This is a genomic window from uncultured Tateyamaria sp., from assembly GCF_947503705.1.
Classification (GTDB): domain Bacteria; phylum Pseudomonadota; class Alphaproteobacteria; order Rhodobacterales; family Rhodobacteraceae; genus Tateyamaria.
On the sequence record NZ_CANNES010000005.1, the window covers coordinates 237287 to 263145 of the forward strand.

The 25859-nt window shown below is 60.0% G+C and carries 29 protein-coding genes; 20 read left to right on the top strand and 9 right to left on the bottom strand.

The features are described from left to right. Nucleotides 1-118 precede the first annotated feature (118 nt). A complete protein-coding gene (locus Q1A44_RS13510; RefSeq protein WP_299625929.1) occupies nt 119-580 on the bottom strand; it encodes a sigma-70 family RNA polymerase sigma factor in 462 nt (153 codons plus the stop codon). 226 nt (nt 581-806) lie between these two features. Here Q1A44_RS13510 and Q1A44_RS13515 point away from each other — a divergent pair, with 226 nt between their 5' ends. Then, entirely contained in the window at nt 807-1055 is a 249-nt protein-coding gene (locus Q1A44_RS13515) for a hypothetical protein (RefSeq protein ID WP_299625932.1), read from the top strand. A 231-nt stretch (nt 1056-1286) separates the two neighbouring features. Here Q1A44_RS13515 and Q1A44_RS13520 read toward each other — a convergent pair whose 3' ends face one another. Further along, nucleotides 1287-2828 (bottom strand): trimethylamine methyltransferase family protein, encoded by a 1542-nt coding sequence (locus Q1A44_RS13520; RefSeq protein ID WP_299625935.1) that lies wholly within the window; start codon nt 2826-2828, stop codon nt 1287-1289. A 219-nt stretch (nt 2829-3047) separates the two neighbouring features. Between Q1A44_RS13520 and Q1A44_RS13525 the strand changes: the two genes are divergently transcribed. Both Q1A44_RS13525 and Q1A44_RS13530 read left to right on the top strand, forming a co-directional pair. Then, nucleotides 3048-3191: a hypothetical protein gene (locus Q1A44_RS13525; protein WP_299625938.1), complete on the top strand. Its 144-nt coding sequence runs from the start codon at nt 3048-3050 to the stop codon at nt 3189-3191. 60 nt (nt 3192-3251) lie between these two features. Continuing rightward, nucleotides 3252-3836 carry an outer membrane beta-barrel protein gene (locus tag Q1A44_RS13530; RefSeq protein ID WP_299625941.1) on the top strand — a complete coding sequence of 195 codons (585 nt, stop codon included), beginning with the start codon at nt 3252-3254 and terminating at the stop codon, nt 3834-3836. Nucleotides 3837-3880: 44 nt separating this feature from the next. Here Q1A44_RS13530 and Q1A44_RS13535 read toward each other — a convergent pair whose 3' ends face one another. Both Q1A44_RS13535 and Q1A44_RS13540 read right to left on the bottom strand, forming a co-directional pair. Then, nucleotides 3881-5065 carry a pyridoxal phosphate-dependent aminotransferase gene (locus Q1A44_RS13535; protein WP_299625944.1) on the bottom strand — a complete coding sequence of 395 codons (1185 nt, stop codon included), beginning with the start codon at nt 5063-5065 and terminating at the stop codon, nt 3881-3883. Between the two features lie 139 nt (nt 5066-5204). Beyond that, nucleotides 5205-5549: an MmcQ/YjbR family DNA-binding protein gene (locus Q1A44_RS13540; protein WP_299625947.1), complete on the bottom strand. Its 345-nt coding sequence runs from the start codon at nt 5547-5549 to the stop codon at nt 5205-5207. 198 nt (nt 5550-5747) lie between these two features. Between Q1A44_RS13540 and cysS the strand changes: the two genes are divergently transcribed. The 4 genes from cysS to Q1A44_RS13560 are packed head-to-tail and all read left to right on the top strand — an operon-like array spanning nt 5748 to nt 10250. Then, nucleotides 5748-7148, top strand: a complete 1401-nt coding sequence (gene cysS, locus Q1A44_RS13545) for a cysteine--tRNA ligase (RefSeq protein WP_299625950.1) — start codon at nt 5748-5750, stop codon at nt 7146-7148. Then, complete coding sequence (cimA, locus tag Q1A44_RS13550; RefSeq protein ID WP_299625953.1) at nt 7145-8770, top strand: citramalate synthase; 1626 nt, start codon at nt 7145-7147, stop codon at nt 8768-8770. Before cysS ends, cimA begins: the two co-directional genes overlap by 4 nt. Further along, nucleotides 8767-9495, top strand: a complete 729-nt coding sequence (locus Q1A44_RS13555) for a class I SAM-dependent methyltransferase (RefSeq protein WP_299625956.1) — start codon at nt 8767-8769, stop codon at nt 9493-9495. The genes cimA and Q1A44_RS13555 overlap by 4 nt, the downstream gene beginning before the upstream one ends. Further along, on the top strand, nt 9492-10250 hold the full coding sequence (locus tag Q1A44_RS13560; protein WP_299625959.1) for a squalene/phytoene synthase family protein: 759 nt from the start codon (nt 9492-9494) through the stop codon (nt 10248-10250). Before Q1A44_RS13555 ends, Q1A44_RS13560 begins: the two co-directional genes overlap by 4 nt. Here the strand turns inward: Q1A44_RS13560 and Q1A44_RS13565 are convergent. Next, nucleotides 10247-11470: an MFS transporter gene (locus tag Q1A44_RS13565; RefSeq protein ID WP_299625962.1), complete on the bottom strand. Its 1224-nt coding sequence runs from the start codon at nt 11468-11470 to the stop codon at nt 10247-10249. The two genes, Q1A44_RS13560 and Q1A44_RS13565, sit on opposite strands and share 4 nt — an antisense overlap. Nucleotides 11471-11572: 102 nt before the next feature. Here Q1A44_RS13565 and Q1A44_RS13570 point away from each other — a divergent pair, with 102 nt between their 5' ends. The 4 genes from Q1A44_RS13570 to Q1A44_RS13585 all read left to right on the top strand — a co-directional run bounded on the left by Q1A44_RS13570 (nt 11573) and on the right by Q1A44_RS13585 (nt 14382). After that, nucleotides 11573-12268 (top strand): precorrin-6A/cobalt-precorrin-6A reductase, encoded by a 696-nt coding sequence (locus Q1A44_RS13570; RefSeq protein ID WP_299625965.1) that lies wholly within the window; start codon nt 11573-11575, stop codon nt 12266-12268. After that, nucleotides 12265-12894 (top strand): DNA-3-methyladenine glycosylase 2 family protein, encoded by a 630-nt coding sequence (locus Q1A44_RS13575; protein WP_299625968.1) that lies wholly within the window; start codon nt 12265-12267, stop codon nt 12892-12894. The genes Q1A44_RS13570 and Q1A44_RS13575 overlap by 4 nt, the downstream gene beginning before the upstream one ends. Further along, nucleotides 12891-13556, top strand: coding sequence for an alpha/beta fold hydrolase (locus Q1A44_RS13580; protein WP_299625970.1), 666 nt, complete (start codon nt 12891-12893; stop codon nt 13554-13556). The genes Q1A44_RS13575 and Q1A44_RS13580 overlap by 4 nt, the downstream gene beginning before the upstream one ends. Nucleotides 13557-13797: 241 nt before the next feature. Next, the gene (locus tag Q1A44_RS13585; RefSeq protein ID WP_299626164.1) at nt 13798-14382 is read left to right on the top strand and encodes an HNH endonuclease; all 585 of its coding nucleotides are present in this window, start codon (nt 13798-13800) and stop codon (nt 14380-14382) included. Nucleotides 14383-14394: 12 nt separating this feature from the next. On the opposite strand, the gene Q1A44_RS13590 is transcribed toward Q1A44_RS13585, so the two are convergent. Continuing rightward, entirely contained in the window at nt 14395-14850 is a 456-nt protein-coding gene (locus Q1A44_RS13590) for a YHS domain-containing (seleno)protein (protein WP_299625973.1), read from the bottom strand. 91 nt (nt 14851-14941) lie between these two features. Next, complete coding sequence (gene xth, locus Q1A44_RS13595; RefSeq protein WP_299625975.1) at nt 14942-15724, bottom strand: exodeoxyribonuclease III; 783 nt, start codon at nt 15722-15724, stop codon at nt 14942-14944. Nucleotides 15725-16076: 352 nt separating this feature from the next. Here xth and Q1A44_RS13600 point away from each other — a divergent pair, with 352 nt between their 5' ends. Both Q1A44_RS13600 and Q1A44_RS13605 read left to right on the top strand, forming a co-directional pair. Further along, nucleotides 16077-16355, top strand: a complete 279-nt coding sequence (locus tag Q1A44_RS13600) for a DUF6749 domain-containing protein (RefSeq protein WP_299625978.1) — start codon at nt 16077-16079, stop codon at nt 16353-16355. A 58-nt stretch (nt 16356-16413) separates the two neighbouring features. Beyond that, nucleotides 16414-17484 carry a hypothetical protein gene (locus Q1A44_RS13605; RefSeq protein ID WP_299625981.1) on the top strand — a complete coding sequence of 357 codons (1071 nt, stop codon included), beginning with the start codon at nt 16414-16416 and terminating at the stop codon, nt 17482-17484. A gap of 2 nt (nt 17485-17486) precedes the next feature. Here the strand turns inward: Q1A44_RS13605 and Q1A44_RS13610 are convergent, their stop codons facing one another. Next, complete coding sequence (locus Q1A44_RS13610; RefSeq protein ID WP_299625984.1) at nt 17487-17810, bottom strand: iron-sulfur cluster assembly accessory protein; 324 nt, start codon at nt 17808-17810, stop codon at nt 17487-17489. 87 nt (nt 17811-17897) lie between these two features. On the opposite strand from Q1A44_RS13610, the gene Q1A44_RS13615 reads away from it, so the two are divergent. From Q1A44_RS13615 to Q1A44_RS13645, 7 genes are all read left to right on the top strand, one after another. Next, the gene (locus Q1A44_RS13615) at nt 17898-19031 is read left to right on the top strand and encodes a deoxyguanosinetriphosphate triphosphohydrolase (RefSeq protein WP_299625987.1); all 1134 of its coding nucleotides are present in this window, start codon (nt 17898-17900) and stop codon (nt 19029-19031) included. 73 nt (nt 19032-19104) lie between these two features. Beyond that, nucleotides 19105-20847, top strand: a complete 1743-nt coding sequence (gene argS / locus Q1A44_RS13620; RefSeq protein ID WP_299625990.1) for an arginine--tRNA ligase — start codon at nt 19105-19107, stop codon at nt 20845-20847. 80 nt (nt 20848-20927) lie between these two features. Next, on the top strand, nt 20928-21938 hold the full coding sequence (locus Q1A44_RS13625; protein ID WP_299625993.1) for an SPOR domain-containing protein: 1011 nt from the start codon (nt 20928-20930) through the stop codon (nt 21936-21938). Next, a complete protein-coding gene (gene nagZ, locus Q1A44_RS13630) occupies nt 21935-22924 on the top strand; it encodes a beta-N-acetylhexosaminidase (RefSeq protein ID WP_299625996.1) in 990 nt (329 codons plus the stop codon). Before Q1A44_RS13625 ends, nagZ begins: the two co-directional genes overlap by 4 nt. Nucleotides 22925-22947: 23 nt before the next feature. Then, nucleotides 22948-23751 (top strand): ScpA family protein, encoded by an 804-nt coding sequence (locus tag Q1A44_RS13635; RefSeq protein WP_299626000.1) that lies wholly within the window; start codon nt 22948-22950, stop codon nt 23749-23751. After that, nucleotides 23735-24388, top strand: coding sequence for an SMC-Scp complex subunit ScpB (gene scpB, locus Q1A44_RS13640; protein ID WP_299626003.1), 654 nt, complete (start codon nt 23735-23737; stop codon nt 24386-24388). The genes Q1A44_RS13635 and scpB overlap by 17 nt, the downstream gene beginning before the upstream one ends. A gap of 70 nt (nt 24389-24458) precedes the next feature. Beyond that, entirely contained in the window at nt 24459-24695 is a 237-nt protein-coding gene (locus Q1A44_RS13645) for a hypothetical protein (protein WP_299626006.1), read from the top strand. A 51-nt stretch (nt 24696-24746) separates the two neighbouring features. Here the strand turns inward: Q1A44_RS13645 and Q1A44_RS13650 are convergent, their stop codons facing one another. Beyond that, nucleotides 24747-25823 (bottom strand): 2'-deoxycytidine 5'-triphosphate deaminase, encoded by a 1077-nt coding sequence (locus tag Q1A44_RS13650; protein WP_299626009.1) that lies wholly within the window; start codon nt 25821-25823, stop codon nt 24747-24749. Nucleotides 25824-25859 lie beyond the last annotated feature (36 nt).

Sequence of the window (25859 nt, forward strand, 5' to 3'; positions counted from 1 at the left end):
TTCGCGCTCCCCTTTTTTGTCTGAGTGTGTCTTGCGGTCGGTGGCCTGTCTGTTGTGCGCAGGGCGCAATAGGCACCCGCCCACCGACGCATCATATCATGCGCCTTTGCCCATGCCGTTATTCTTCCGCCAGCACCAGCCGCAACTTTGCTCTCGCCCGTGCCAGCCGTGACATGACGGTGCCTAGCGGCAGACCTGTGGCCAAGGCGATGGCACGGGGCGATGTTTCGCCCGCGATCACCAGTTCCAACAGCCGACGCTGCGGTTGCGGCAGGGCGGCGATGGCGGCCAACGTATCCGCGCAATCCAGGCGCACAAGTGCATCTGGTTGGGTCAGCGCATCGTCTTCTTGCAATTCCTCGGTCCCGATCCGCCGCCACCCCTTGCGCGCCTCGTTTTGAAGGGTGCGCATCGCGTAGGCGGGCAGGTCTTCAACCGCGCGGCCGCGGCGCAGACGCTGGCACAGTTTGAGCAGCGTGTCCTGGACGAGGTCTTCGGCCTCGCTTCTGTCGTGAGACAAGCGGCGCGCACGGCGTGTGAGCATCGGGATAAGGGCCACAAGGTTGTATGCGTTGGACATGGCTTAAACGTGGCGTCCGAGCGGATCGCTTACCAGCCCGGGGGTTTTCGCCGATCCTGCCACTGCCCCCTTTTTGGGCAAGCCCTTGCCCATGCTTGACCGTGCCATCGGCAGGGCCTTGCGTGTGAACCGTGGCCAAGGGATGCGCATCGCGATTGCGCACTCAAACCTTCACGAGAGGGCCACTCACGGATCCTCTGACTGGAAACATCAAATGGAGTTCCACATGACCAAATTTGCTTCACTGACCTTTGCGGTTGCCATGACACTGCCTGCGCTGGCTATGGGCCAAAGCGCGTCGGATCTGGATGTGAACGGCGATGGTGTCCTGACCATTGACGAGGTGCAGGCCAGCTTTCCTGACGTCACCACAGACAGCTTTACCGCGATGGACCTGAACGCGGATGGCGCGCTGGATGGCAATGAGATCGCCGCTGCGCAGGAAGCGGGGCTGATGCCACCCACGGACGGCTAAGGTCAGCCGTTTCCCGCATTTCTGCCCCGCCCACGTGTTTGTGTGGCGCGTCGCGGTAGAAGGGTGGGGGTGTGAGGCCCGGTTTCCCCCAGGTGCCGGGCCTCGCGTTTTTTGGGGTCATGGGGCGCTGCCCCTCTGGCCATGCGGCCTTCCCCCGGGAATCTTTGAAACGTGAATCAGGGGGCGACGATCTTCGTGATCCCCTAAAGGCGCGGTGTCCTTCGCCTCGCGCTAGAATACAGGCAGGTGGATGTTGAACTTGGCGCGTATGGCTGCGTCGAGCGTCAGGTCAAGGCTGGCCGTTGGGCGCGTGGCAAGGATTTCCTCTTTGCGCCGTGTCGCTTTTTCCACCAAATCGGGCTTGTCCAATTCGGCCCATTCCTTGGGAGAGGTCCGGTCGCCCATGCTGGGATAGACGCAGTCGGTTTGCATCCGGCTGAGCGTTTGTTCGGTGCCCAAATAGTGACCCGGCCCGTTCATGGTCACGTCGGCAATCTGATCCAATGCCAGCGTTTCGTCATTCACCTCGATCCCGCGCACGCAGCGCAGGGCCTGACCGATGATGTCATCGCCCATAATCAGAGACTCGTGACAGAAGCCGAGCAAGGACGCGTGCATGCCCGCAGCCTCATAGACCATGTTGAGCCCAGACAGCCCCGCCATCACGTTGGAACACATCTGTTCCCAACCGGCCTGCATGTCGGGCAGTTTGCTGTCGGCGATGCCTGCTGCGGCACCGCCGGGCAGATCATAAAAGCGGTGCATCTGAGCGCATCCTGCTGTCAGGAGCGCCTGTTCGCCTGACCCACCCGTCATGGCCCCGGTACGCAGATCAAGCCCAAAGGGCCAGGTGCCAAAGATGGCAGGTGCACCAGGTTTCACCGCATTCACGTAGACAAGGCCCGCCAAGCATTCCGCCACCGCCTGCACAATGGCGCCCGCAATGGTCGATGGAGCCGTCGCGCCGGACATGCCAGCCGACAACAGCAGGACAGGCATGCCGTATTTGATGCACTCCTCCATCACGAGGCAGCTTTCGGTGGCGAATTTCATTGGCGGCACGACAAAGCAGTTGGAGTTCGACACAAAGGGCCGTTCGCGCCATTTGTCTTCGCCGCCTGCAATCATGTGCAGCATTTCCATGGCCGGAGCTACGTGGTGCGGTTCGTAAAAGCTTGTGCCGACATGTTTCGTCGTGCCCGACACACAGGCATAGACTGAGTTATAGTCCATCTCGAGGTTGTCTACGATGTCGCGGCAGACCATGGGCCGTTGCACGAAGTGCAGGTTGTCCAGAACATCGCAGATGCGCGCCGCATCATGCAGGTCTTGCACGGTGCTTTCGCGGTATTCACGCCCATTGGCCTCGACCAGATGCACGGCGGCACCGGCGGTGCCGTAGTGCACGCGGCTGCCAGACAATTCCAGATCATGGGCCGGGTCACGACCGTGCAGCGTCAGCGATCGGTTGGCGCGGGCGATGGTGTCCTCGACCAGCGCACGGGGGAAGCGGATGCGCCCGTCGTCGCCCAAAATTGCACCGGCCCCAGTGAGATATGCGATGCCGCTGTCGGGGGCGTCAGCCAGACCAATGGTTTCAAGAGCTTCGAGGGCGGCCTTGTGGATGCGCAGCACGTCCGCGTCGGTTAGAGGATTATATCGTCCGCCGGACAGGCCGGGGCGTACCGGGCGTAGATGATCGGCAAGAGGAGCAGCGCGGGCCGCGCGGCGTGCGGCACGGCCGCCAGAGCGTGAGGGAGATTGGTCGTTCATGTATCGGTGTCCGGAGTAAAAAGCAGAGAAAACGCGTATCGGTTGATCACACGTTTTGCGGGCGTCCTCGCGCCGCGCGGCCTCGTTCTGCCCCGATGGTTCGGGACACCAGCACAATCTTGCAGTGGCGTACCTGCACGAAAGCCTCCCTGCTGTCGTTGAACTGCCGTTTTTTTCACAATGACGGGCAGATTTCCGCCCGTCTGTCCCAAATGCGACATGGGTAAAATCGCGAACTGGCAAGGGGTTGCTGAGCCGGTGCGGCATTTGGGCGGCGCGCTGCTCAGTCACAGGACAGTGAACCGATATGACTGGAAATGGCGGCTGGGCTTGCCCACCTTTCTGCAAACAGCGGGTGCCTGACGAACGGGTGCCTCACCAAGACCACGCCTTACCCCAAACAGAGCACGAAGGAGCAGATCGATGAAAATCAAGTTACTTGCGGCAGGTGTTTTGGCCATCGCAGCGGCGCCCGCATTCGCGGGCTCGCCCGAGGTGCCCGTAGCGGACACCCCGGTTCCGGCGCCTGCACCCGTGGCCCCGGTGCCGGTTTCAGGCGATTGGACGGGTGCCTATGGCGGTGTCCAACTGGGATACGGTGATATTGACGGCACGGGCACTGCAGACGGTGACGACCTGCTTGCCGGTGTGCATGTCGGCTATGGTTACGACTTTGGGACTTTTGTTCTGGGGGGCGAGATTGATTACGACTTTGCCGATATTGATCTGAACGGGGCTGCTTCGGTCGATGGCGTGGCCCGCCTCAAGCTGCGCGCGGGTTATGATTTTGGCCGGACGCTGGGTTATGTCACGGCGGGTGTGGCCGAAGTTGACACAAGCCTGGGCAGCGAGTCTGGTGAGTTCTACGGGATCGGTTTTGCCTACCAGATCAATGATCGCTATCTGATCGGCGCAGAGCTGCTCGATCACAGCTTTGACGATATCAACGGGTCAGGCGTTGATGCGGATGCGACCACTTTGACGGTGCGCGGATCAATCCGGTTTTGACACGGCGTGTTTAGCATAAGGGCAGGGCGGGCAACACGCCCGCCTCAAGGAGATACGGCCATTTGGCGTGCCTCTGCAAAGCGGCAAAGGGTTTTCAAGGCCGCCTCGAATACAGTGTCGTCGATGGTCATGGCTACCCGGATGTGACCGGCGGCGGACGCGCCAAAGCTTTCGCCCGGCATCACCGCGATATGCTCCGCATCCAGAAGTGCGTTGGCAAAGTCGTCGCCGCTGAGCCCGGTGGCGCGGATATCCAGCATCAAATACATCGCCCCTTGTGCAGGAATCAGGCCGACAGTGTTTTGCCCTTCGAGCACCTTTTGGGCAATTGAACGGCGGCGGCGAAAAGGCGCGCCCACCTCTTCTTCGAATGCCGGTCCCTGTTCCAGCGCAAAGACGCTTGCATCCTGGACAAAGCCTGGCACCCCATAGGTCGTGTGCGTGGCAAAGGTGATCATATGCTCGATCGCGTCCTCGGGCCCGATCACCCAACCGCAACGCGAGCCCGTCATCGCGTGACTTTTCGACATCGACCCGATCACCAGCGTCCGCTCGGCCATGCCGGACAGGCTGCGCGGGCTGATATGTGCTCCTTCCCAAATCTGACTGTCGTAGACTTCATCCGAGATTAGCCAGAGATCGTGTGCCTTGCAGACATCTGCGATCCCTTGCAGCGTCGCTTGCGAATAGACAGTGCCGGTCGGGTTGTTGGGCGAATTGATTAGCAGGCTGCGCGCCCCAGCGGCAGCCGCCTCAATATCGCGGGCGCGGGGCTGAAAGGCGTCTTCGGCGCGTGTCTGAACGGCCCTGGGGATGGCGCCTACACCACGCAATGTGCCGGGATAGGTGGCGTAATACGGGTCGAGATAAAGTGCCGTATCGCCCGGATCGCAGGCCGCGGAGTGCGCTGCAAAAAGGGCCGATTGCCCGCCCGGTGTGATCAACACGTTGTCGCGCGTCGTGCGCACGCCGGTGCGTTCCATTGTCCGCCGTGCAACGGTGTCACGCAGCGCGTCCGTGCCCGGCACCATCGCATAACCGGTGTGCCCGCCTATGGCACTTTTGTGCATTGCCTGCAAAATCGGGGCCGCCGTGCGGATGTCATGCTCGCCGATGGTCAGTTCGGTCACGGGCGTGCCTTGAGCGATCATCTTGCGGGCGCGTAGGAACACATCCCATCCGTCCGAGCCGCCCCCGGTCAGGGTCGTGATCCGCTTTGAAAGTGCCATGGTGCATCCGCCCCCGTTGAACTTGGGTCAAGGGGTCAGAGGGCCGTTGATTTGTCAATATGCGGCGTTGTTTGGCTCTGTCCCTCGGGCCATGCCGCCCTTCCCCAAGAATTTCAGGAACAGAGTAGGTTGGGGGGCGTTAGCGCCGCGGCAGTGTTGCCTGCACCTTCTTGGTCAGGCTGGCGCGGATCAGGTCGTAAGAGCTTTGGATACGTTCGGTCATTTCCTGGGGGCCTTTTCCTTCAAAGGGCACCCGCACCCAAGAGCGATGGAAATACTTGGCCTTTCGAGCGGCCCCAATCTCGATCAGGAATTGGGCTGTGTCCACATCGGCGCATTTCACCGACACACCATCGCCCGCCATCCCGATGCAGGCAAACATTTTGCCCCCCACTTTCCACGCGTCCAGCCCCCCATCGTGATGGCTGGCGAAATGGGCCCCGGGCAGGGCTGAGCAAATCTGGTCGACCTCGTCGCGTGTCATGGGGAAAACCTTGCGACAATGCCCTTTGGGAAACAAGCCTTGACCCACCCGGGCACGCCACGCTAGGCATGTGCTATGACCCGGACTACTTGCATCATTTGCTGCATTATCTGCTGATTTCGTCAGCGGGCCGGTTCTTTGTTTTCATGACAGTTCAGAATTGCTAGGCCCGCGCCAACCCCTCGCGCGAGCACATTCATGACCATCACCCTCTACAACAGCCTTCACCGCCGCAAAGAAACCTTTGTGCCGATCGATCCTTCAAACGTGCGGATGTACCTGTGTGGGCCAACTGTTTACGACCGGGCGCATCTGGGAAATGCGCGGCCGGTGCTGGTCTTTGACGTCTTGTACCGCTTGCTGCGGCACAAATATGGCGCTGATCATGTGACCTATGTGCGCAATTTTACCGACGTGGATGACAAGATCAACGCAACCGCCTTGGCGCGCCAACAGGCCGGTGCCCCTGGCACGCTCGAAGAGTTGGTGGCCGAGCGGACGAATGAGACAATCTCCTGGTACCATGCTGACATGGATGCGCTTGGCGCGCTGCGCCCGGATCACGAGCCGCGCGCGACCGAGTACATCGCGCAGATGGTGTCGATGATTTCCGGTTTGATCGCTGACGGATATGCCTATGAAAACGAGGGCCACGTGCTGTTTCGGGTGCGCAAATATGCGGACTATGGCGCTTTGTCTGGCCGCTCTGTCGATGACATGATCGCGGGTGCCCGCGTCGAGGTTGCGCCCTACAAAGAAGACCCGATGGACTTTGTGCTGTGGAAACCGTCTTCGGAAGAACTGCCCGGCTGGGACAGTCCTTGGGGGCGTGGCCGCCCGGGTTGGCACATTGAATGCTCCGCCATGGCTTATGAGCTGTTGGGGGATCGCTTTGACATTCACGGGGGTGGCAACGACTTGCAATTTCCCCACCACGAGAACGAGATCGCACAATCGAAATGTGCGGGTCACGGTTTTGCCAATCTGTGGATGCACAACGAGATGCTGCAGGTAGAAGGCAAGAAGATGTCCAAATCTTTGGGTAACTTCTTTACCGTGCGGGACTTACTGGATCAGGGTGTGCCAGGCGAAGTGATCCGCTTTGTGATGCTGTCGACGCATTACCGCAAGCCGATGGACTGGACGGAAAAGAAGCGGACTGATGCGCAGAAAACTTTGGAGGGGTTCAAGTCTTTAGTGCATGGAGTTGACGCCACTACAGTATCAGATGAGTTTCTTGGCGCGTTGTCCGACGACTTGAATACTTCTTTGGCAATCACCCATCTTCGAACTCTTGCCAAAAAGAAGGATACGGGAAGACTACGCGCATCGCTTGAGTTTCTGGGTTTTGATTTGGAAACCATCGGTGCGTGTTATGCGGAGACAGACGAGCCAACTGCGCAATTGGGTGAAGACCTTGTTGCAAAGATTGTTCTGGCGCGTCACGTGGCGAAGCAAGCTAAGGATTGGTCAACGGCTGACCAAATCCGTGCAGCACTTGATGCAGCTGGCGTTATTGTTCACGACCGAAAAGAAAAACCGTCGACTTGGGAAATCTCGTCGGACTTTGACCCTTCGAAGCTGGAGGGTCTGCTGTGACTCGCGAACGCCTCTTCCTCTTCGACACCACCCTGCGCGACGGGCAGCAAACGCAGGGCGTCCAATTCTCGGCCAATGAAAAGCACCAGATTGCCGAGGCGCTCGACGCCCTCGGCATCGACTATATCGAAGGTGGCTGGCCCGGGGCAAACCCGACCGACAGCGCTTTTTTCGAAGGGCCCCCAAAGACGCGCGCGACGTTTACCGCATTCGGTATGACGAAACGGGCCGGGATCAGCGCTGAAAATGATGACGTGTTGGCCGCCGTGCTGAATGCCAATACGCCCGCTGTCTGTCTGGTGGGTAAGACACATGATTTTCACGTCAAAACGGCTCTCGGCATCACGCTTGATGAAAACACAGCCAACATTGCGCAAAGCTTTGCCCAGCTCAAAGCCAACGGGCGCGAGGCAATCTTTGATGCCGAACACTTCTTTGATGGCTACGCCTCCAATCCCGACTATGCCCTGCAGGCTGTTCACGCCGCCTATGATGCGGGCGTGCGGTGGATCGCGCTTTGCGACACCAATGGCGGCACACTTCCCGCAGACATTCACCGGATCACATCGGCGGTGATCGCCTCGGGCATTCCAGGCGATCATCTGGCGATTCATACCCATAACGACACAGAGAACGCGGTTGCAGGTTCATTGGCGGCTGTGGACGCGGGCGCGCGGCAAATTCAGGGTACGCTGAACGGGTTGGGGGAGCGTTGTGGCAATGCCAATCTGACGGCGTTAATTCCTACTCTGTTGCTCAAGGAACCCTATGCCAGCCGCTTTGAAACAGGGGTCACGCCTGACGCTCTCAAAGGCCTCACGCGGATCAGCCGGATGCTGGACGACATCCTGAACCGCGTGCCGCAAAAACAAGCGGCCTTTGTGGGGGCTTCGGCCTTTGCGCACAAGGCGGGGCTGCATGCCAGCGCCATCCTCAAAGACCCCAGCACTTATGAACACATCCGCCCCGAAGATGTGGGCAATGCACGCGTTATCCCAATGTCGAACCAGGCGGGGCAATCTAACCTACGCCGCCGTCTGGCGGATATGGGGCTGGATGTGGCCCCCAAGGACCCGGCATTGGCCCGCATTCTGGACGCCATCAAACTGCGCGAAACCGACGGCTATAGCTATGACACCGCGCAGGCGTCTTTTGAGCTGCTGGCGCGCGAGGAACTAGGACTGTTGCCTGATTTTTTCGAGGTGAAACGCTACCGTGTGACCGTGGAGCGTCGCAAAAACAAACGGGACCGCATGGTGTCGCTGTCCGAGGCGGTTGTGGTGGTCAAGGTCAATGGTAAAAAGATGCATTCGGTGTCTGAGTCCATGGACGAAACCGGCACGGATCGGGGCCCCGTGAACGCATTGGCCAAGGCGTTGGCCAAAGATCTCGGCCCGTATCAAAAGCTGGTTGAGGACATACGGTTGGTCGACTTCAAGGTGCGTATCACCCAAGGCGGCACGGAGGCGGTTACCCGCGTCATCATTGACAGTGAAGACAGCCAAGGGCGACGGTGGTCGACCGTTGGCGTTTCGGCCAACATAGTCGACGCGTCATTTGAGGCGCTGCTGGATGCGATCCGCTGGAAACTGGTGCGTGACCATGCCGGGACGGCGCCATGACGCCTGAGGAACAGGCGGCCTTTTTCACCGTCCACAGCGATTTGCCGCGCGAGGGGCCGGGCCTGCCCGATGACGTGTATTGGGCGGTGGAACATTTGGGGCTCAGCGGCACCTTACGTGTGCTGGATGCCGGCTGTGGACCGGGTGCTGATCTTGAGGTCTTGGCGCGCGCCCTGCCTGAGGCGCGGATCGAAGGCATAGACAAGGTGCCACATTTTGTCCAGGCCGCCCAGACCCGTGTTGCCGCGTATGCTCCCCGCGTAACGGCCGAACTGCGTGATATGGCCGAACTGGACGGCACCTACGATCTGATCTGGTGCGCAGGTGCGCTGTACTTTCTTGGGGTAACTGCTGGCTTGAAAAGGTGGCGCGATGCGCTCAATCGCGGCGGTATGGTCGCCTTTTCCGAACCTGTTTTGGTCACCACTCCGGCCAGTGCCGAAGCGACCGCCTTCTGGGAGGAATATCCACAGATCACGGACCTGGAAGGCATCAAGGCACAGGTCGCGGATGCGGGCTATGAAGTGCAGGCGCATCGCATGATTGTGGGCGCGCCCTGGCGCGCTTATTTCGATCCCATGCAGGCCCGTATGGATATGCTGCGCAAGCTAGACCCGGATGCGGCCTTGGCCGTGGCGCTCGAAGAAAACCAACTGGAGATTGACCGCTGGGCAGCCGTGCCGGAACAGATCGCCTATGCTTTGTTGATCGTGACCCCGCGATGACCCTCGCCGATGATATCATCCCCTGCGCCCGCATTGTAGAACAGGGCGATCCCGATCGCTTTCGTACCGTGATGGCCGCCCCGGTGGCGGCGCGCGCATGTCTTTTTCCGCTTTACGCGTTCAATGTCGAAGTGGCCCGTGCCCCTTGGCTAACCCAAGAGCCGATGATCGCCGAGATGCGCCTGCAATGGTGGCGCGATGTGTTGGAGGAAATCAGCACGATCCAACCGGTGCGCAAGCACGAAGTGACCACGCCCTTGGCCGCATTGCTAAGCCCCGCGCAGGCCGAACGACTGGACACAAGTGTGGCCGCGCGCCGGTGGGACATCTACAAGGATCCGTTCGACGATCAGGCCCATATGGATGCCTATCTTGATCAGACGGCGGGTCATCTGATGTGGACGGCGTGCGAGTTGTTGGGGGCAGAGCCTGAGGCGGAAGAGGGCGTGCGGCATGTTGCCTATGCTGCCGCCGTCGCGGCGTTTTTGCGCGCCGTGCCTGCCTTGGTCGAAGCCAAGCGCATCCCGTTGTTGGACGGAAGCCACCAGGGCCTGGCGGAACTGGCGCGGCGGGCCAAGGATCGGCTTACGGCGCAAGCTGTTCCGTCGCGCGCAAAGCCTGCCTTATGGCCTGCGATTGGGGCTGGGAAAACCTTGGACCAGGTGATCCGCGATCCGGCTGCGGTGGGCGAGGGACGGCTTACGCCTGCGGTCCCGGCCTTTGGCCTGACTTGGGCGGCGCTGACCGGGCGTTAGGCGGCGGCCGCCTTGGGACGCATCACCAGCCAGATCAGTGATCCGCCTGCCAGCACCAGGAAGGGCACCATGGCGATGTTCACGGCCGCCCATCCCTCGACTGGATCACCACCGATACAGTTCATCAAACCGCCCGATGCAAGCGACGCCAAGGTCACGCCACCAAAGACGATCAGGTCGTTCATGCCCTGCATGCGACCCCGTTCCTGCGGCGTGTGGGCACCTGCCAGCATCGTCGTCGCCCCAATAAAGCCAAAGTTCCAACCCACACCAAGCAGGAAGAGAGCGGCATAGAAGTTCACCAAATCAACGCCTTGCAAGGCGACAACCCCTGCCACAGCCAGAATGGCAAGGCCCAGCCCCATGATTTTTTCCGTGCCAAAACGCGCAATCAGGTGCCCGGTAAAGAAGGACGGTGTGAACATGGCCAGCACATGCACGGTTACGACATTGGCGGCGTCCGGCTCCCCAAATCCGCAACCCACAACGGCGAGCGGCGTGGACGTCATAACCAGGTTCATCAGCGCATAGGACACGGCAGCACAGATCACCGCCACGAGAATACGCGGGCTGGCCAACAGCTCGCGTCGGCTGCGCCCGGGGCCATCTGCGGCAGAAACGGGTGGCGGTTTCGGGATATCGAGCAGCAAGAACAATAGCATACCCAGCACATTGAAGCCGATCGCCCAGTAATAGATCGGGATGTAGCGGGCGACGGTGGCATCGGCGCTGTTGGCGGTGACATAGCCCACCACTTGTGGGCCGATGATGGCCGACAAAAGCCCGCCTGCCATAACATATGAAATCGCCTTGGGCCGGAAAGCCTCGGATGCTGTGTCGGCGGCTGCAAAGCGGTAAAACCCCTGCGCCGACATATAGATACCGGTCATGTAGCTGCCCACCAAGAACAGCCAGAAGCTGCTGATCGACAGGGCATAGACCCCGATGGCCGCCCCGATGAGCCCACCAATGGCGCCCAGGATGAACCCTGTTTTGCGCCCGAACCGCTGCATGACGTTTGATAGCCAGGGCGCCGTTGTCATCGACCCAAAGACAATTAGCGAGATCGGCAGCGTCGCCAAACAGGCGAAGGGCGTGATCATTTGCCCAGCAAGCCCTGCCACCACGAACATCATCGTGATTTGTGAGCCGAGAAAGGCCTGTGCGGCCACCAGTACGGCCACATTGCGTTTGGCGCGGGTGTCATCAATTTGGGTCATGTGCACTGACTAAACCCGAACGCCTGCCAGCGGCAAGTGCCGTATTTCCCCTGTCTGCGCACAGATGGTTGCGCGGTTTGGATTGCAAGCTAGGGTGGCGCAATGAACAAGGGACAAATGATTGCCGTTCTGGGTGGTGCGCGTGAAACTTTACGCGCCGTGGAATGGCTGACCCGTGCGGGCGCAAACGGTGTGGTGATCTGGGGGACAGGCACCGATCCCGTGCGCACGCCATTCCGAGATGCACCGATGGTAAGCTTGGCTGAAACCGATGCAATCCTGGACGCGAGCCACAGCTTTGACGAGGTCACCCGCGCCATCGCCGTCGCCCGTGCTCCGGGCGTGCCATATGCCCACGTTGGCCGCGCACCCTGGGTGCCAGGCCCTGGCGACCTTTGGACCGAAGTGCAGACGCTGACCGAGGCCGTGGCGGCCTTGCCGTCGGGCGCGCGCGTCTTTGCCGCGACGGGGCGGGGCAGCCTGGACGTTCTGGCCGCCCATGATGGTCCAGTGTTCTTGCGCCAACTGACAAGGCACGACCTGCCAATGCCGTTGCCGAACGGGCAATTCATTTTTGGCAATGCGCCTTTTGCCGTGGCCGATGAGGTCGGCCTTTTAACAGACCTCAAAATCGACGTGGTTTTGGCGCGCAATATTGGTGGGGCAGGCAGTTTCCCAAAATTGGCGGCGGCCCGAGAATTGGGATTGCCAGCAGTCGTCTTGCGACCGCCCGCAAGACCGGATGGGCCGCATCTGGCGTCCTACGAAGATGTGCAACACTGGGTGCAAAGCCTGTGACTGGGCGGATCATCGAAACGGATGCGGATGTGGCCGAAGGTGCGGCGTGGTTGGCGGACCATCATCCGGCTTTGGCGCATGCGCTCGATGCGGCAGGCCCATTGCCATTGCGCCGCCGCCCGGATGGCTTTGCCGCCCTGTTTAACGCGATTATCGGTCAGCAGGTCAGCACGGCTTCGGCCAACGCGATCTGGTTAAGGTTGGAAGCGAACGGATTAACGTCGCCTGCACCTGTGATCGCCGCAGGCGAAGAGGGCTTGCGTGCTGCGGGTCTCAGTCGTCAGAAGATTGCCTATGCCTTGGCGCTGGCCAGGGCGGGGATTGACTATGAGGCGTTGCGCGTGGCGCCCGACACTGAGGTCATCACGACCTTGACGGCGGTGAAAGGCATTGGCCAGTGGACCGCCGAGATCTATGCGATGTTCGCCTTGGGCCGGGCCGATGTCTTTGCCCCCGGCGATCTGGCGCTGCAAGAGGCGGCCAGGTTGATCTTTGATCTGCCCGAGCGTCCGCGCGAAAAGGCGCTGCGCGCGATGGCCGAGGACTGGAGCCCATGGCGGGCGGTTGCCGCGCGTCTCTTCTTCACCTACTACCGCGTGGCCAAGGGCAGGGAAGGGATCACATGACACGGGTTTTGAATGCAGGGCGGGTCGAACCGCAATCAGGCGAGCTGCGCTCGATCGTGGTTTTTTTGCACGGGTACGGTGCCAATGGGGCTGACCTTTTAGGGCTGGCTGATCCCTTGGCCGAACATCTGCCCGATACGCTTTTCGTGGCGCCGGATGCGCCCGAGACGATCCCGGGCATGCCCACGGGTCATCAATGGTTCCCGATCCCCTGGATCGATGGGTCCAGCGAGGAAGAGGCCGAGCGCGGTTTGATCGCAGCGAGCGAAGATTTGAACGCCTTTCTCGACGCGCTGATGGTGGACGAGGATGTGCTGCCGGAACAGGTAGTTCTGTTTGGGTTTTCCCAAGGTACAATGATGGCGCTGCATGTGGCCCCTCGCCGCGAAGATGCAGTGGCCGGGATCGTTGCGTTTTCGGGGCGCTTGTTGAACCCCGAAGTGTTGGCCGACGAGGTGGTCAGCCGACCCTCCGTGCTGCTGGTACACGGTGATGCGGACGATGTGGTGCCCCCGCAATCCATGCCCCAAGCGGCAGAGGCTCTGCAAGAGGCCGGGTGGAAGGATGTGTACGGCCATGTGATGAAAGGCACCGCTCACGGCATTGCTCCGGATGGTCTGAGCGTGGCCCTTGCCTTTATGCGCGACAAGCTCGGTCTATAGGGACGGCGGGGTGAAGGAGACCTCCGCCTTACCGTGATTTGCTGCCATTCTGAGCATCGCCGACAGCTTCATACCGTCACGCGGTTGTTACGAAGTCGGCATACCCCACCTGCGACATGTTGTGGTTCGATCGGCGCTTGCCAGATTGAAAACACGATATATAGTCTTGAATATATGACTGGGGCGGGCTCCCCGCTCTGGTGCCGAGAGACGGCAGGCAGGCGAGGACGGTGTGACGGTGATAGACGGTAATTTCAGAACGGAATTTGTACGCAGCCCCACGGCGTTAAAACAGCATCCCGCGTTGGTGTTGAATGCCGATTACAGGCCGCTGAGCTATTATCCCTTGTCTCTTTGGCCCTGGCAGGAGGCGGTCAAGGCGGCCTGGCTCGACCGGGTGGATATCGTCGCCGAATATGACGAAGTTGTCCGCAGCCCAAGCACGGTGATCCGAATACCGTCTGTGGTCGTCCTCAAAGACTATGTAAAACCTCAAAAGCGCGTGGCCTTCACGCGCTTTAATTTGTTTTTGAGAGACGAATTTCGCTGTCAGTATTGCGGCGCCAAGGGCGACCTGACCTTTGACCACGTGGTGCCGCGCGCCAGTGGTGGCGTGACCAGCTGGCAGAATGTGGTGGCCGCGTGCAGCCCGTGCAACTTACGCAAAGGCTCAAAGGCGCTGCATCGGACGGGCTTGTCATTGCGCAAACCACCGCGCCAGCCTGGGGCTGAAGAATTGCGGAATATGGGCCGCAAATTTCCACCCAACCACTTGCACGAAAGTTGGATGGATTTCCTGTATTGGGACGCCGAACTCGAAGCGTGACGTTCGAGGGGGTTATCCCACAAGACCGGGCCAATTGGCGTCGCCAGCGGCGATGCGGCCCGGGATGTCGCGCTCCCATCGGCGCTGAATGCGGCGCGAAAAATTCAGGTACAGCTTCCCGTCGACGATCTTCCACGCTTCGGGGATGGTTGAGGCGGTATATCCCTCGCTCACCGCATAGGCACAGTAGCCGCCATATTGTGGGGCAAAAGCAGTCGGATCAGTGGCAAATCGGTCCCGATTTTCCAGAGTCGCAAAGTGCCAGGTCACGCCATTCCAGTCGTGGATGTAAGTATCGCTGCCTTTGACAGGTGCGCCTTGGGTAAAATAGGCAACCACATCACTGCCATCGACCGCGACGCCGTCATATGCATAAACTGGAGGAGTGCGGGCCAAGGCGTCGCGCGCAAAGACTGCGGCAAAGGGTGCGGCGGCGGCAAGGGTCAGAACGGTGCGACGTGTGGGCATGTCATGTCTCCAAAACTCAGCAGTGACACGAAGCTAAGCATAGGTTTTGCACGTCGCCAAGGTCACCCACAGCCTTGTTATCCGCTTGTCATCAAGCGGCCAGATCAACCCAGACCGGGACATGATCGGAAGGTTTGACCTCGCCGCGCACTTGTTTGTCGATTTGGCATTCGGTCATCATGTCGGCGCAAGCCGGTGACATCAAGACGTGGTCGATACGAATGCCGTCATCGCGGTTCCAGGCACCTGCCTGATAATCCCAAAAGGAATAGTGACCGGTGCCATGTGTGCGGGCGCGGAAGGATTCGGTCAGCCCAAGGTTCAACAGACGGCGATAGGCAGTGCGCGATTCCAGTCGAAACAAGGCATCCTCGCGCCACGAGTCGGGTCGCTTGGCATCTTCGGGCTGCGGGATGATGTTGTAATCGCCAGCCATCAAAAATGGCGTCTCTTCGGCCAGCAAGGCTTGGGCCCGTTGCCGCAGCCGTTCCATCCAGGCCAGTTTGTAGTCGTATTTGGGGCCAGGAACCGGGTTGCCGTTGGGCAGGTACAGCCCACATAGCCGCACGGCGTGCGCGTCACCTACAACCGTCGCCTCGATATAGCGGGCCTGTTCGTCCTCATCGTCGCCGGGCAGGCCGCGCGTCACGTCTTCAAGCGGCAGCTTGGACAGGATCGCAACGCCGTTAAAGGACTTCTGGCCGTGGGTTTCAACGTTATAGCCGCGGTCTTCAAAAATCTCGCGCGGAAAAGCCTCGTCCACCGACTTGATCTCTTGCAACAGCGCCACGTCGGGAAGGGCCTCGTCCAGCCAGCGGGGCAGCGCGTCGATCCTTGCCTTGATCCCGTTGATATTGAAGGTAGCGATCTTCATCTGGAGTCCCTTTTCACTGGTATGGGATAGATTTGACTGATCCTGCCGAGGCGGGCAAGTGAATTGCGAAAACGCCCGTCTTAACGATTTGTTAATATCTTGATTCGCCCTAAAGGTGTGCGTTTTTCCTAAATACACGAAAAAAGGTAGTAAAATCATACTTGTGGATAAGGTTTTTCGCGGGTTACTTTTTTACGCCAATTCGATTTTCTTTCGGCTATTTCCGAACAGTTTTTCATGTGGATAACTGCGGCGCAATTTGGCGACGTCGAAAATTTGCGTTGGAAAATACATCTTTAGCGGGCAACGATTCACCTACTGCAACCTTGAGATGATTAAAGGATTTCTCCCTATGACAGCCCAACGCAAAACGACCGCAATGCCCCATGCCACAGACCTGTCTGCGATGTATAGCGGCGAAGGTGTCGAGATGTTTTCTTCCGGTTCTGCTCCGATGTCGACAGATGCGATGTCTGGTGATGCGGTTCAGATGTTTTCGTCTGGCTCGGCGCCAATTGCAAGCGACGCGACCGCCGGCGATGCCACCGAGATGTTTTCGTCAGGCTCTTCTCCCACAACGGCGGTGACCTTGTCGGGCGACGTGACGGGGCTTTTCTCGTCAGGCTCCTGACCCGCGGGTGCCAGCCAGCCGGACGCGCGTAGCGCATGAAAAGACAAAGGAAAATTCGATGTCCAATATCATTGCCCTGAACGTCGCGTCCCGTAGGCAACGCTTGTCAGAGCGGACAAAACCTCTGGTCGCGGTCTTTGCACGTGACCGGCGCATTCGCGAGGACGTGTTCTGGCTCAAGGAAAACGCCGAGCTGTTGAATATACTCGAATGCACAGGGCAGGCGGTGTATCCGCAGGCCTTGTCGCCATATCTCAGCTTTTACCAAACGCTGGAAGCGCGGCTGCAATTCTTCCCGCAATACTACCGGTTCCTTTTGTCCATCGGCCTCGATCTCGAAGATCTCGGTATTCCCGGTGGTCGGATGGAACCGTTGTGTCACTGGGTCGCAACCCAGGGCCTGCCCGATGCGGAGTTGAGCGATCTTCAACGCGCAGAAGCGCGGCGGTTGTTAGCGCGGCGCGCGATCGCGACCAAGGCCGCTGATCCGGGCCTTGATGACCGGTTACGTGCCTTTATCGGGCGCTCAGCCACCTTTGCGCTGCCTAACAAGAAGGCGGCATACGAACTGACTCATACCGTGTTTTACCTCTCTGAATACGGGCGACGTGATCCGGAGTTGGATGCGGGCGCGCGTCAGAGCCTGTGTTATGCAGGCATTCTGGCATATCTGGACCAAAACCTTGATCTGCTTGCGGAAATCTGTGTCGCACTGCGCCAGGCAGGCCAAGTTCCCAGCCCAATCTGGGAGGATGCGGTACGGAATGGCCTGAGTGGCTTCGAGGTGTGCCGTGATGACACGGCAAGCCTGTCGGATGATTACCACGAATATCTGGTGTCGACCTGGGCCACACTGATGATGGGGCTTGACGACAGCGGGCAGGCGGTGCCGGGGGGGCGGTGTCTGTTTCGCAAAGTGCAAGCGCCTGATGGTGCATTGCGAGCAATGTCAGCAGTCCTGATGAGCTTTGCCGGTCAGCGCAATCGCGAGTGGTCCCGGATGCGCCCGGGGGTAACGGAAATGCTCACCCCAGAGGCGATGACAGTTTTGCTGGCAGCAGAGCGATCGACGCCCCATTTCGATGCATTTTTTGAGCAGTTCGCCCGCGCCGAGCCTGCGACCATTTAGGTCTACATCGAAAAAGATGTGCCACAGCCACAAGAGCTGCTGGCATTTGGATTGTCGATCACAAAGCGGGCACCGATCAACTCTTCGGAAAAGTCGATGACCGCGTTGGACAGAAAAGGCAACGAGATCGCGTCCACGACCACCTTTTGACCCGACCCTTCCAGCACCAGGTCGTCCTCCTTGGGGGCGTCCAGCGCAATTTCATATTGAAACCCAGAACAGCCACCGCCCTCAACGGCCACCCGCAGGGCCTGCCCCTGATCCGCAGCACCGATTTCGGCCAGACGTTCAAAGGCGCGGGGGGTCACGGTGGGGGGCAATTGCATCTTGGTCTCCTGGGGCGCACGGGCGGTTTCATTTCCGCCGCAATCGCAATATATGGACAGAAAGAACAGGCGACAAGGATAAGGCAGATGTCCGCGCCCTATGCATGCGATCCAGCCCGCGCCCGGGGTCGGCGTTGGCCAGAGCAGGAGATGTCATTTCGCTCGTGTTTTCAACGCGATCGGGACAGGATCATTCATGCCTCGGCCTTTCGGCGGCTCAAGCACAAGACACAGGTGTTTGTCGAACACGAAGGTGATTATTTTCGCACACGTCTGACGCACTCGATTGAGGTGGCGCAAGTCGCCCGCACTATTGCAGGTGCGCTGGGTCTGAACGATTGCCTGACCGAAGCTGTGGCGCTGGCCCATGACCTGGGCCATCCCCCTTTTGGACACACGGGCGAGGACGCGTTGCAGGCGCTGATGGCGCCTTATGGCGGCTTTGATCACAACGCCCAGGCAATCAAGATCGTCACCAAGCTGGAATGCCACTACGCTGATTTTGACGGGCTGAACCTGACATGGGAGTGTTTGGAAGGGATCGCCAAGCATAACGGCCCTGTCATCGGTGATTTGCCTTACGCATTGGCCGAATATGACGCGGAACACGATCTTGAGCTGTCCACCCATGCCAGCGCCGAGGCGCAGGTGGCGGCCCTGTCCGATGATATTGCCTATAACAACCACGACCTGCACGACGGATTGCGCGCAGGCCTGTTTCGTGAGGATGACATCATGGGCTTGCCGATCATCGGGCCAGCCTTTGCCGAGGTGGATGCGATGTATCCGGGGCTGGAGGCCAGCCGCCGCCGTCATGAGGCACTGCGCCGGGTTTTTGGCGCAATGGTCAGCGATGTTGTGTCCACGTCCAAGGCGCTGTTGGCGGACAGTGGTGCAACCTCTGCTCATGACATCCGCCATTTGGGTCGCCCCGTGATCCGCTTTTCCGAAACGCTCTGGGCCGATCTCCAACATATCCGCAAATTCCTGTTCCAGAACATGTACCGTGCACCTTCGGTAATGACGAAGCGCGCGGAAGTTACCGTTGTGGTCAACGACCTCTTTCCATTGTTCATGCGCCAACCTGACCTCTTGCCCCAAGACTGGTCACGGGGGATCAACACCCAAATAGAGACCGCACTGGCCCGCAGCGTGAGCGACTATATCTCTGGCATGACGGATCGCTATGCCTTGCAGGAACATGCCCGGTTGATGGGCTAGGCCGCCTGCGCGCTTGACGTTAAGGGGCCGCATGGTATTGCCGCAGATGAACGTCAGATATCAAAGAAGTCCCATGAACCTGTTTGCCGACATCCGCGCCCTTGTCCTGTCCAATCTGGACGCCATGACCAAAGATGGCGTGCTGCCCGAAGGACTGGCTACCGATAATGTCACGGTCGAGCCGCCCCGCGATGCCGCCCATGGGGATATGGCAACGAATGCGGCGATGGTTCTGGCCAAGCCCGCAAGGATGAAGCCGCGCGACATCGCCGAGGCGCTGGCTACACGGCTGGCGGACGATCCCCGGATCACATCGGCCGAAGTAGCTGGGCCCGGGTTTTTGAACCTGCGGTTGGCACCGAGCCTATGGCAGGGCGTCATTGGTGCCGTTCTGGCAGCAGGTGCGGATTACGGCCGATCGACCATGGGGCAGGGCAAAAAGGTCAACGTCGAATATGTCTCTGCCAACCCGACGGGGCCTTTGCATGTCGGCCACACCCGGGGGGCGGTGTTTGGGGATGCGCTGGCGTCCCTGCTGGATTTTGCCGGCCACGAGGTGACGCGTGAATACTATATCAATGACGGCGGCGCGCAGGTCGATGTGCTCGCCCGGTCCGTGTACCTGCGCTATCTCGAAGCGCATGGGCAGGATGTGGCTTTCCCCGATGGCACCTATCCAGGCGACTACCTGATCGAGGTGGGCGAGGCGCTCAAGGCCAAGGTGGGCGACGCCTATGTGGACAAGGGCGAGCAATATTGGCTGACGGATGTGCGCGAATACGCGACTGACGCGATGATGGACCTGATCCGCGCGGATCTCGCCGCTCTGGGCGTGAAGATGGATCGCTTCTTCTCTGAAAAGTCGCTCTATGACACCGGCCTGATCGAGGCGGCTCTTGCGGATTTGCGCGAAAAGGGCCTGATTTATGAGGGCGTGCTTGAGCCGCCAAAGGGCAAAAAGCCTGAAGACTGGGAACCGCGCGAGCAAACCCTGTTCAAATCCACCGATCACGGTGACGACGTGGACCGGCCCGTGATGAAATCCGATGGGGCCTGGACCTATTTCGCACCCGATATCGCCTACCACTTTGACAAGGTGCAGCGCGGCTATGACGCGCTGATCGACGTCTTTGGCGCGGATCACGGCGGCTATGTCAAACGGATGAAGGCGGCGGTTTCCGCGTTGTCGGGCGGTTCTGTGCCGCTCGATATCAAGCTGACGCAGTTGGTGAAGCTCTACAAAAACGGCGAACCTTTCAAAATGTCCAAGCGGGCCGGAACCTTTGTGACTCTGCGCGACGTGGTCGATCAGGTGGGCCCCGGTGTAACACGGTTCCATATGCTGACGCGCAAGAATGACGCGCCGCTCGACTTTGACTTCGACAAGGTCCTGGAACAGAGCCGCGAGAACCCGGTGTTTTATGTCCAATACGCACATGCGCGCGTGACCTCTGTTTTGAACAAGGCTCGTGAGGCTGATGTGGCTGTGGATGATGCGGTGCTGGCCGCCGCAGACCTGAGCAAGTTGGATCACGAGGCGGAACTGGCGCTGGCGGCCAAGCTGGCCGAATGGCCGCGCCTTGTGGAAACAGCGGCGCGTAGTAATGAACCGCACCGGATCGCCTTCTACCTTTATGACCTTGCGGGCACGTTCCACGGCCTCTGGAACCGGGGCAATGACGTGCCGTCCTTGCGCTTCCTTCAGGATGATGCTGCCACCTCTCAGGCAAAAATCGCCCTTGCGCGGGCCTGCGCCGTTGTAATTGCAGCGGGCCTTGGTATTCTTGGGGTTGAACCAGCCAAAGAGCTGCGTTGACCCCGTAATAGGGGCACCACAGGCGACAATCATCAAGATGACCCGCGCGGGCACGTATTCGCATGGGCAACGAGGCAGAGATGGCAAATATGCACTATACCCATGACCTGGGTCATGTGGGGTATTCCGCGCCCGAAGGCTATGACAGCCAGGATCAGGCGGCCCCGTACGCGCAATCCAACATGTTGAAAAATATGACGAATATCGCGGGCGCGGTGGTGTCTCTGGCACTGATCGCGGGCGTGTCTGTCTGGGGCTACAAACTGGTTATGCGCGATGTGTCGGGCATTCCGGTGGTGCGCGCGGCAGGCGGCGAAATGCGGGTCCGCCCGGAAGAGCCAGGCGGCCAATTGGCCCGAAACACCGGACTTTCCGTCAACGAGGTTGCTGCCGCAGGCGAGGCTGCCGCTCCTGCCGACCGCCTTGTTCTGGCCCCACGCCCCGTCGATTTGGCCGAAGAAGACGTGCCTATGGCCTCTTTGATGGTGGCACCCGTGCAACAGCCTGAACCCCTAGACGTTGGCGCAGCGCTGGAAGAAACCTCGCCCGATATAGACGTGACCGCAGCCCTGCAGGGCGGATCTGTCGAAGATCTGGTCAATCAATTGACTGCAGGGGTTGAAGCCATCGACGTGGCCCCAACGCAGGCTGCCGAACCTGCCCCGGTGGCCACGACGGTCACGGCACCGCAGACGACACCGACCGTTACGATCACCGGGCCAGGTCCTTCACAATCGCGCCGCCCGCAGTTGCGACCTGCAACAGCCCCGGCCGTAGTTGTCCCGGCCAGCGCGCCTGTGGCCGTAACGACAGCAGAGCTTGACGCCAGCAGTATCCCCGCTGGCACTCGCCTTGTTCAACTGGGTGCCTTTGCCAGCGACGAAATCGCGCGGAGCGAATGGGACAAGATGCAAGGGCGCTATGGCGAGTATCTGAATGGCAAGGACCGGATCATTCAAAGGGCTCAAAGCGGTGGGCGCATCTTTTACCGCCTGCGCGCACATGGGTTCACGGACCTGAGCGATGCGCGCCGCTTTTGCTCGGCCCTCGTGGCCGAAGGTGCAGACTGTATTCCGGTGGTCACACGATGAATTTCGGGGCGACCATCCTGGACGCGGATGGTTTGAGGCTCAGCAAGGACGAGATTGCGTTTTTCCGCGACGCCGACCCGTTTGGTTTTATCCTCTTTGCGCGCAATATCGACACGCCGGATCAGGTCTATGGCTTGTGTTCCGAGTTTCGCGATGCCGTGGGCCGCGACGCGCCCATCACCATTGATCAGGAAGGCGGGCGGGTGCAGCGGTTACGCGGACCCACATGGCGCGAATGGGCGCCGCCCTTGGATTTTGTCCGCGCCGCAGGCGATGAGGCCGAGCGGGCCATGTATATCCGTCACCGCCTGATTGCCCACGAATTGCGCGCGCTGACCATCGACAGCAACTGCGCACCGATGGTGGACATCATCGTCAAGGAAACGCATGATTTTCTGCGCAATCGCTGCTATGGTGCGTCCCCGGGTGACATTGCCCTATTGGGCCGAGCAGCCGCTGACGGGATGCTTGAAGGAGGGGTCTTGCCTGTTCTCAAACACATACCCGGCCATGGTCGCACCGATTTGGACAGCCATTTTGACCTGCCACGCGTGGATGTGAGCCTCGACACCCTTCGCGAAACGGACTTTGCGCCGTTTCGGGCCCTTAATGATCTGCCCATGGGTATGACGGCGCATGTGGTTTACGAGGCGGTAGACGAGCAGCCCGCGACGTTGTCGGCGGATATGATGAGGCTGGTGCGCGATGATATCGGCTTTGACGGGCTGATCATGACCGATGATATCGGCATGAAGGCCTTGAGCGGGACACCGGGTCAGATCGCCACGCGAGCGCTGGCCGCAGGCTGTGACGTGATCCTACATTGCAACGCGCCTTTGGCCAAACGGGTCGAAACCGCCAATGCGGCGGGCCAGATGACCGATGCCGCTCAGACCCGTGCGGAGGCAGCTCTTGCTGCCCGCCGCACCCCCGACGACATTGACATTGCCGAGCTGAACGCCGAACTTGAAGCGCTTTTGGCCTGAGGCCAAGCAATCGGGCAGGGCGCATGGCTGACGACACTTTTGAGGAAGACAAGATTTCTGTCGCCGAACGCCTCGCTGCCGAGGCGCTCATCATTGATGTTGATGGGTATGAAGGACCATTGGACCTGCTGTTGACGCTCAGTCGCACACAAAAGGTGGACTTGCGCAAGATCTCGGTCCTGCAGCTTGCGCGGCAATATCTGGCCTTTGTGGAAAAAGCCAAGGCGCTGCGGCTGGAATTGGCTGCCGATTATCTGGTGATGGCGGCCTGGCTCGCCTTTCTGAAATCTCGCTTGCTGTTGCCCCCTGACCCCACAGAAGAAGGGCCATCTGGCGAAGAATTGGCGGCGCATCTGGCGTTTCAACTCGAACGTCTGCAAGGGATGCGCGATGCCGCCGCCCGTCTCATGGCCCGCGACCAGTTGGGGCGCGATTTCTTTGCGCGCGGCCAGTCCGAAATGGTCACCCGCGTGCGCAAGGTGACTTACACTGCTACGCTTTTGGACCTGATGCAGGGCTATGCCCGCATCCGGACCCGCGACGAATTTCGCCCCTTTGTCATGGACCGTGACGCGGTGTTCACGATGGAACAGGCGCTGGACCGTATGCGTGGGCTGATCGGCTATGCAGGCGAGTGGACCGACATCCTGAGCTATCTGCCCGAAGGGTGGGAGGTGGACCCCGTGCGCCGCCGGTCCGCAACCGCCGCGACCTTTGCCGCCTCGCTTGAGCTGGTCAAGGAAGGGCATCTGGAAATTCGTCAAAACGACGCCTTCGCGCCGATCCATTTGCGCAAACGAGATGAAGACCGTGACAGAAGCACCTGAAGAAAAAGAAGAAAGCCTGTTCGAAGCGCCCCCGATGGCTGAACAAGAGCGCATGATCGAGGCGATCCTCTTTGCCACCGCAGAGCCGATCACCCTGCGCGAACTGGAAGCGCGCATGCCTCATGGTTGCGACCCTGCCGAGGCGATGGTGCACCTGCGCAAACGCTATGAAGGACGCGGCGTGCATGTGACCAAGATCGGGGACGCCTGGGCTATCAGAACTGCCGCCGACTTGGGCTTTCTCATGCAAAAGGAAACCGTCGAGACCCGCAAACTGAGCCGTGCGGCGATCGAGACGCTGGCCATCATCGCCTATCACCAACCCGTCACCCGGGCCGAAATCGAGGAAATCCGGGGCGTCAGCGTGAGTCGGGGCACGGTTGACCAGTTGCTGGAGTTGGAATGGATCCGCTTTGGCCGCCGCAAAATGACCCCTGGCCGCCCGGTGACCTTTGTGGTCACCCAATCTTTCCTTGACCACTTTGGGCTGGAAAATGCACGTGATCTACCGGGCCTCAAGGAATTGCGGGCAGCCGGCTTGTTGGAAAACCGGCCACCTCCCGGCACCTTGCCCGGGCCAGAAAGCGACGAAGACGAGGAAAGCAGCGAAGGGCAGTCCGAACTTTTCGAGGATTGAGGTGCCAAGGGGCCTGAAAATGGCCGCATTCTCTGTTATATGTTGCCCGAGGCAAAAAAGGGGCAGACCCATGAACGTCAACCAGATCATCAACATGATCATGAAGATCGTGATGCGCAAAGCGATCAGCAAGGGCATCGACGCAGGCGTGAACCGCGCGACCCGGGGCCGCAAGCAAGCGCCCCCAATGGACATGGATGAAATGGACGGCACTGGCCCCACACAGGCCGAAATTCGCCAGCAACGCCAGGCCAAACGGGCCGCCCGTCAGGCGCGCCAGGCGGCGAACCAGTCGCGTGACAGCTGAACCGGCTAACGCTCTGTCGAAAGTTTAATGATGTAGCGGACGCGCCAGTCATTAACCGGTGCGAAAGTGCTTCGACAGTTTCAGGCCTTGGCCCTGATAGTTCGACGCAATCCCCGACCCGTAAAGCTGCGCGGGCCGCTCTGCCATCCGCTCATAGATCAACCGACCGACGATCTGGCCATGTTCCAGCACAAATGGGGCCTCGTGGCAGCGGACTTCGAGCACACCGCGTGATCCCGCGCCGCCAGCGGCATTGTGACCAAAACCTGGATCGAAAAAGCCCGCATAATGAACCCGAAATTCACCAACCATCGCGAGATAGGGGGCCATTTCGGCGGCATAGTCGGGCGGGATATGCACCGCCTCGCGGCTCACCAGAATGTAAAACGCGCCCGGGTCCAGGATGATGTGACCTTGGGTGCTGTGAACCTCTTCCCAAAACTCGGCGGGTTCGTAGTGGTCCAGATTGTCCAGATCAATCACGCCCGTATGCGGTTTGGCCCGGTAGCCCACAAGCGTCGAGCCGGGTAGGCGCAGATCGACGGAAAAGCCCAGGCCGTCATCAATCACCGCTTCACCATCCACCAGCGGCGCATCGGCATGCAGTGCGGTAAGGTCGGCGTCGCTCAACATCGCGTGGCCTGATCGGAACCTGATCTGGTTCAGGCGCATACCGGGTCGAACCAGGACAGAGAAAGAGCGCGGGCAAATCTCGGCGTAAAGTGGGCCGTGATAGCCAGGCGGGATACGATCAAATTCGGTGCCACCATCGGAGATTGTGCGGGTCAGGAGGTCAAGCCGCCCCGTCGAGCTTTTGGCGTTGGCCACCGCCTGCACGTCGTTGGGCAAGGCCAGACCTTCCATCAACGGCACGACATAAACGCAGCCTTTTTCAAGCACGGCCCCCTCTGAAAGGTCCACGCGGTGCATTTCAAACTCAAGCAGACGTTCGGCGACGGTCCGCCCGTGGCCCGCCAAGAACGAGGCACGCACCCGGTAAGCGACCTGCCCAAGGCGTAGATCAAGGCTGGCGGGCTGGATCTGAGCGGGGATGATCGCCGGGTCGGCGGCAATCTCGGCGCGCGCGATCATCTGAGTCAGTTGGGTGTCGGCAAGCACACCAGTCATCGCATTCCCTCGCAGGTCGTCTCAGGTTGACTGGCT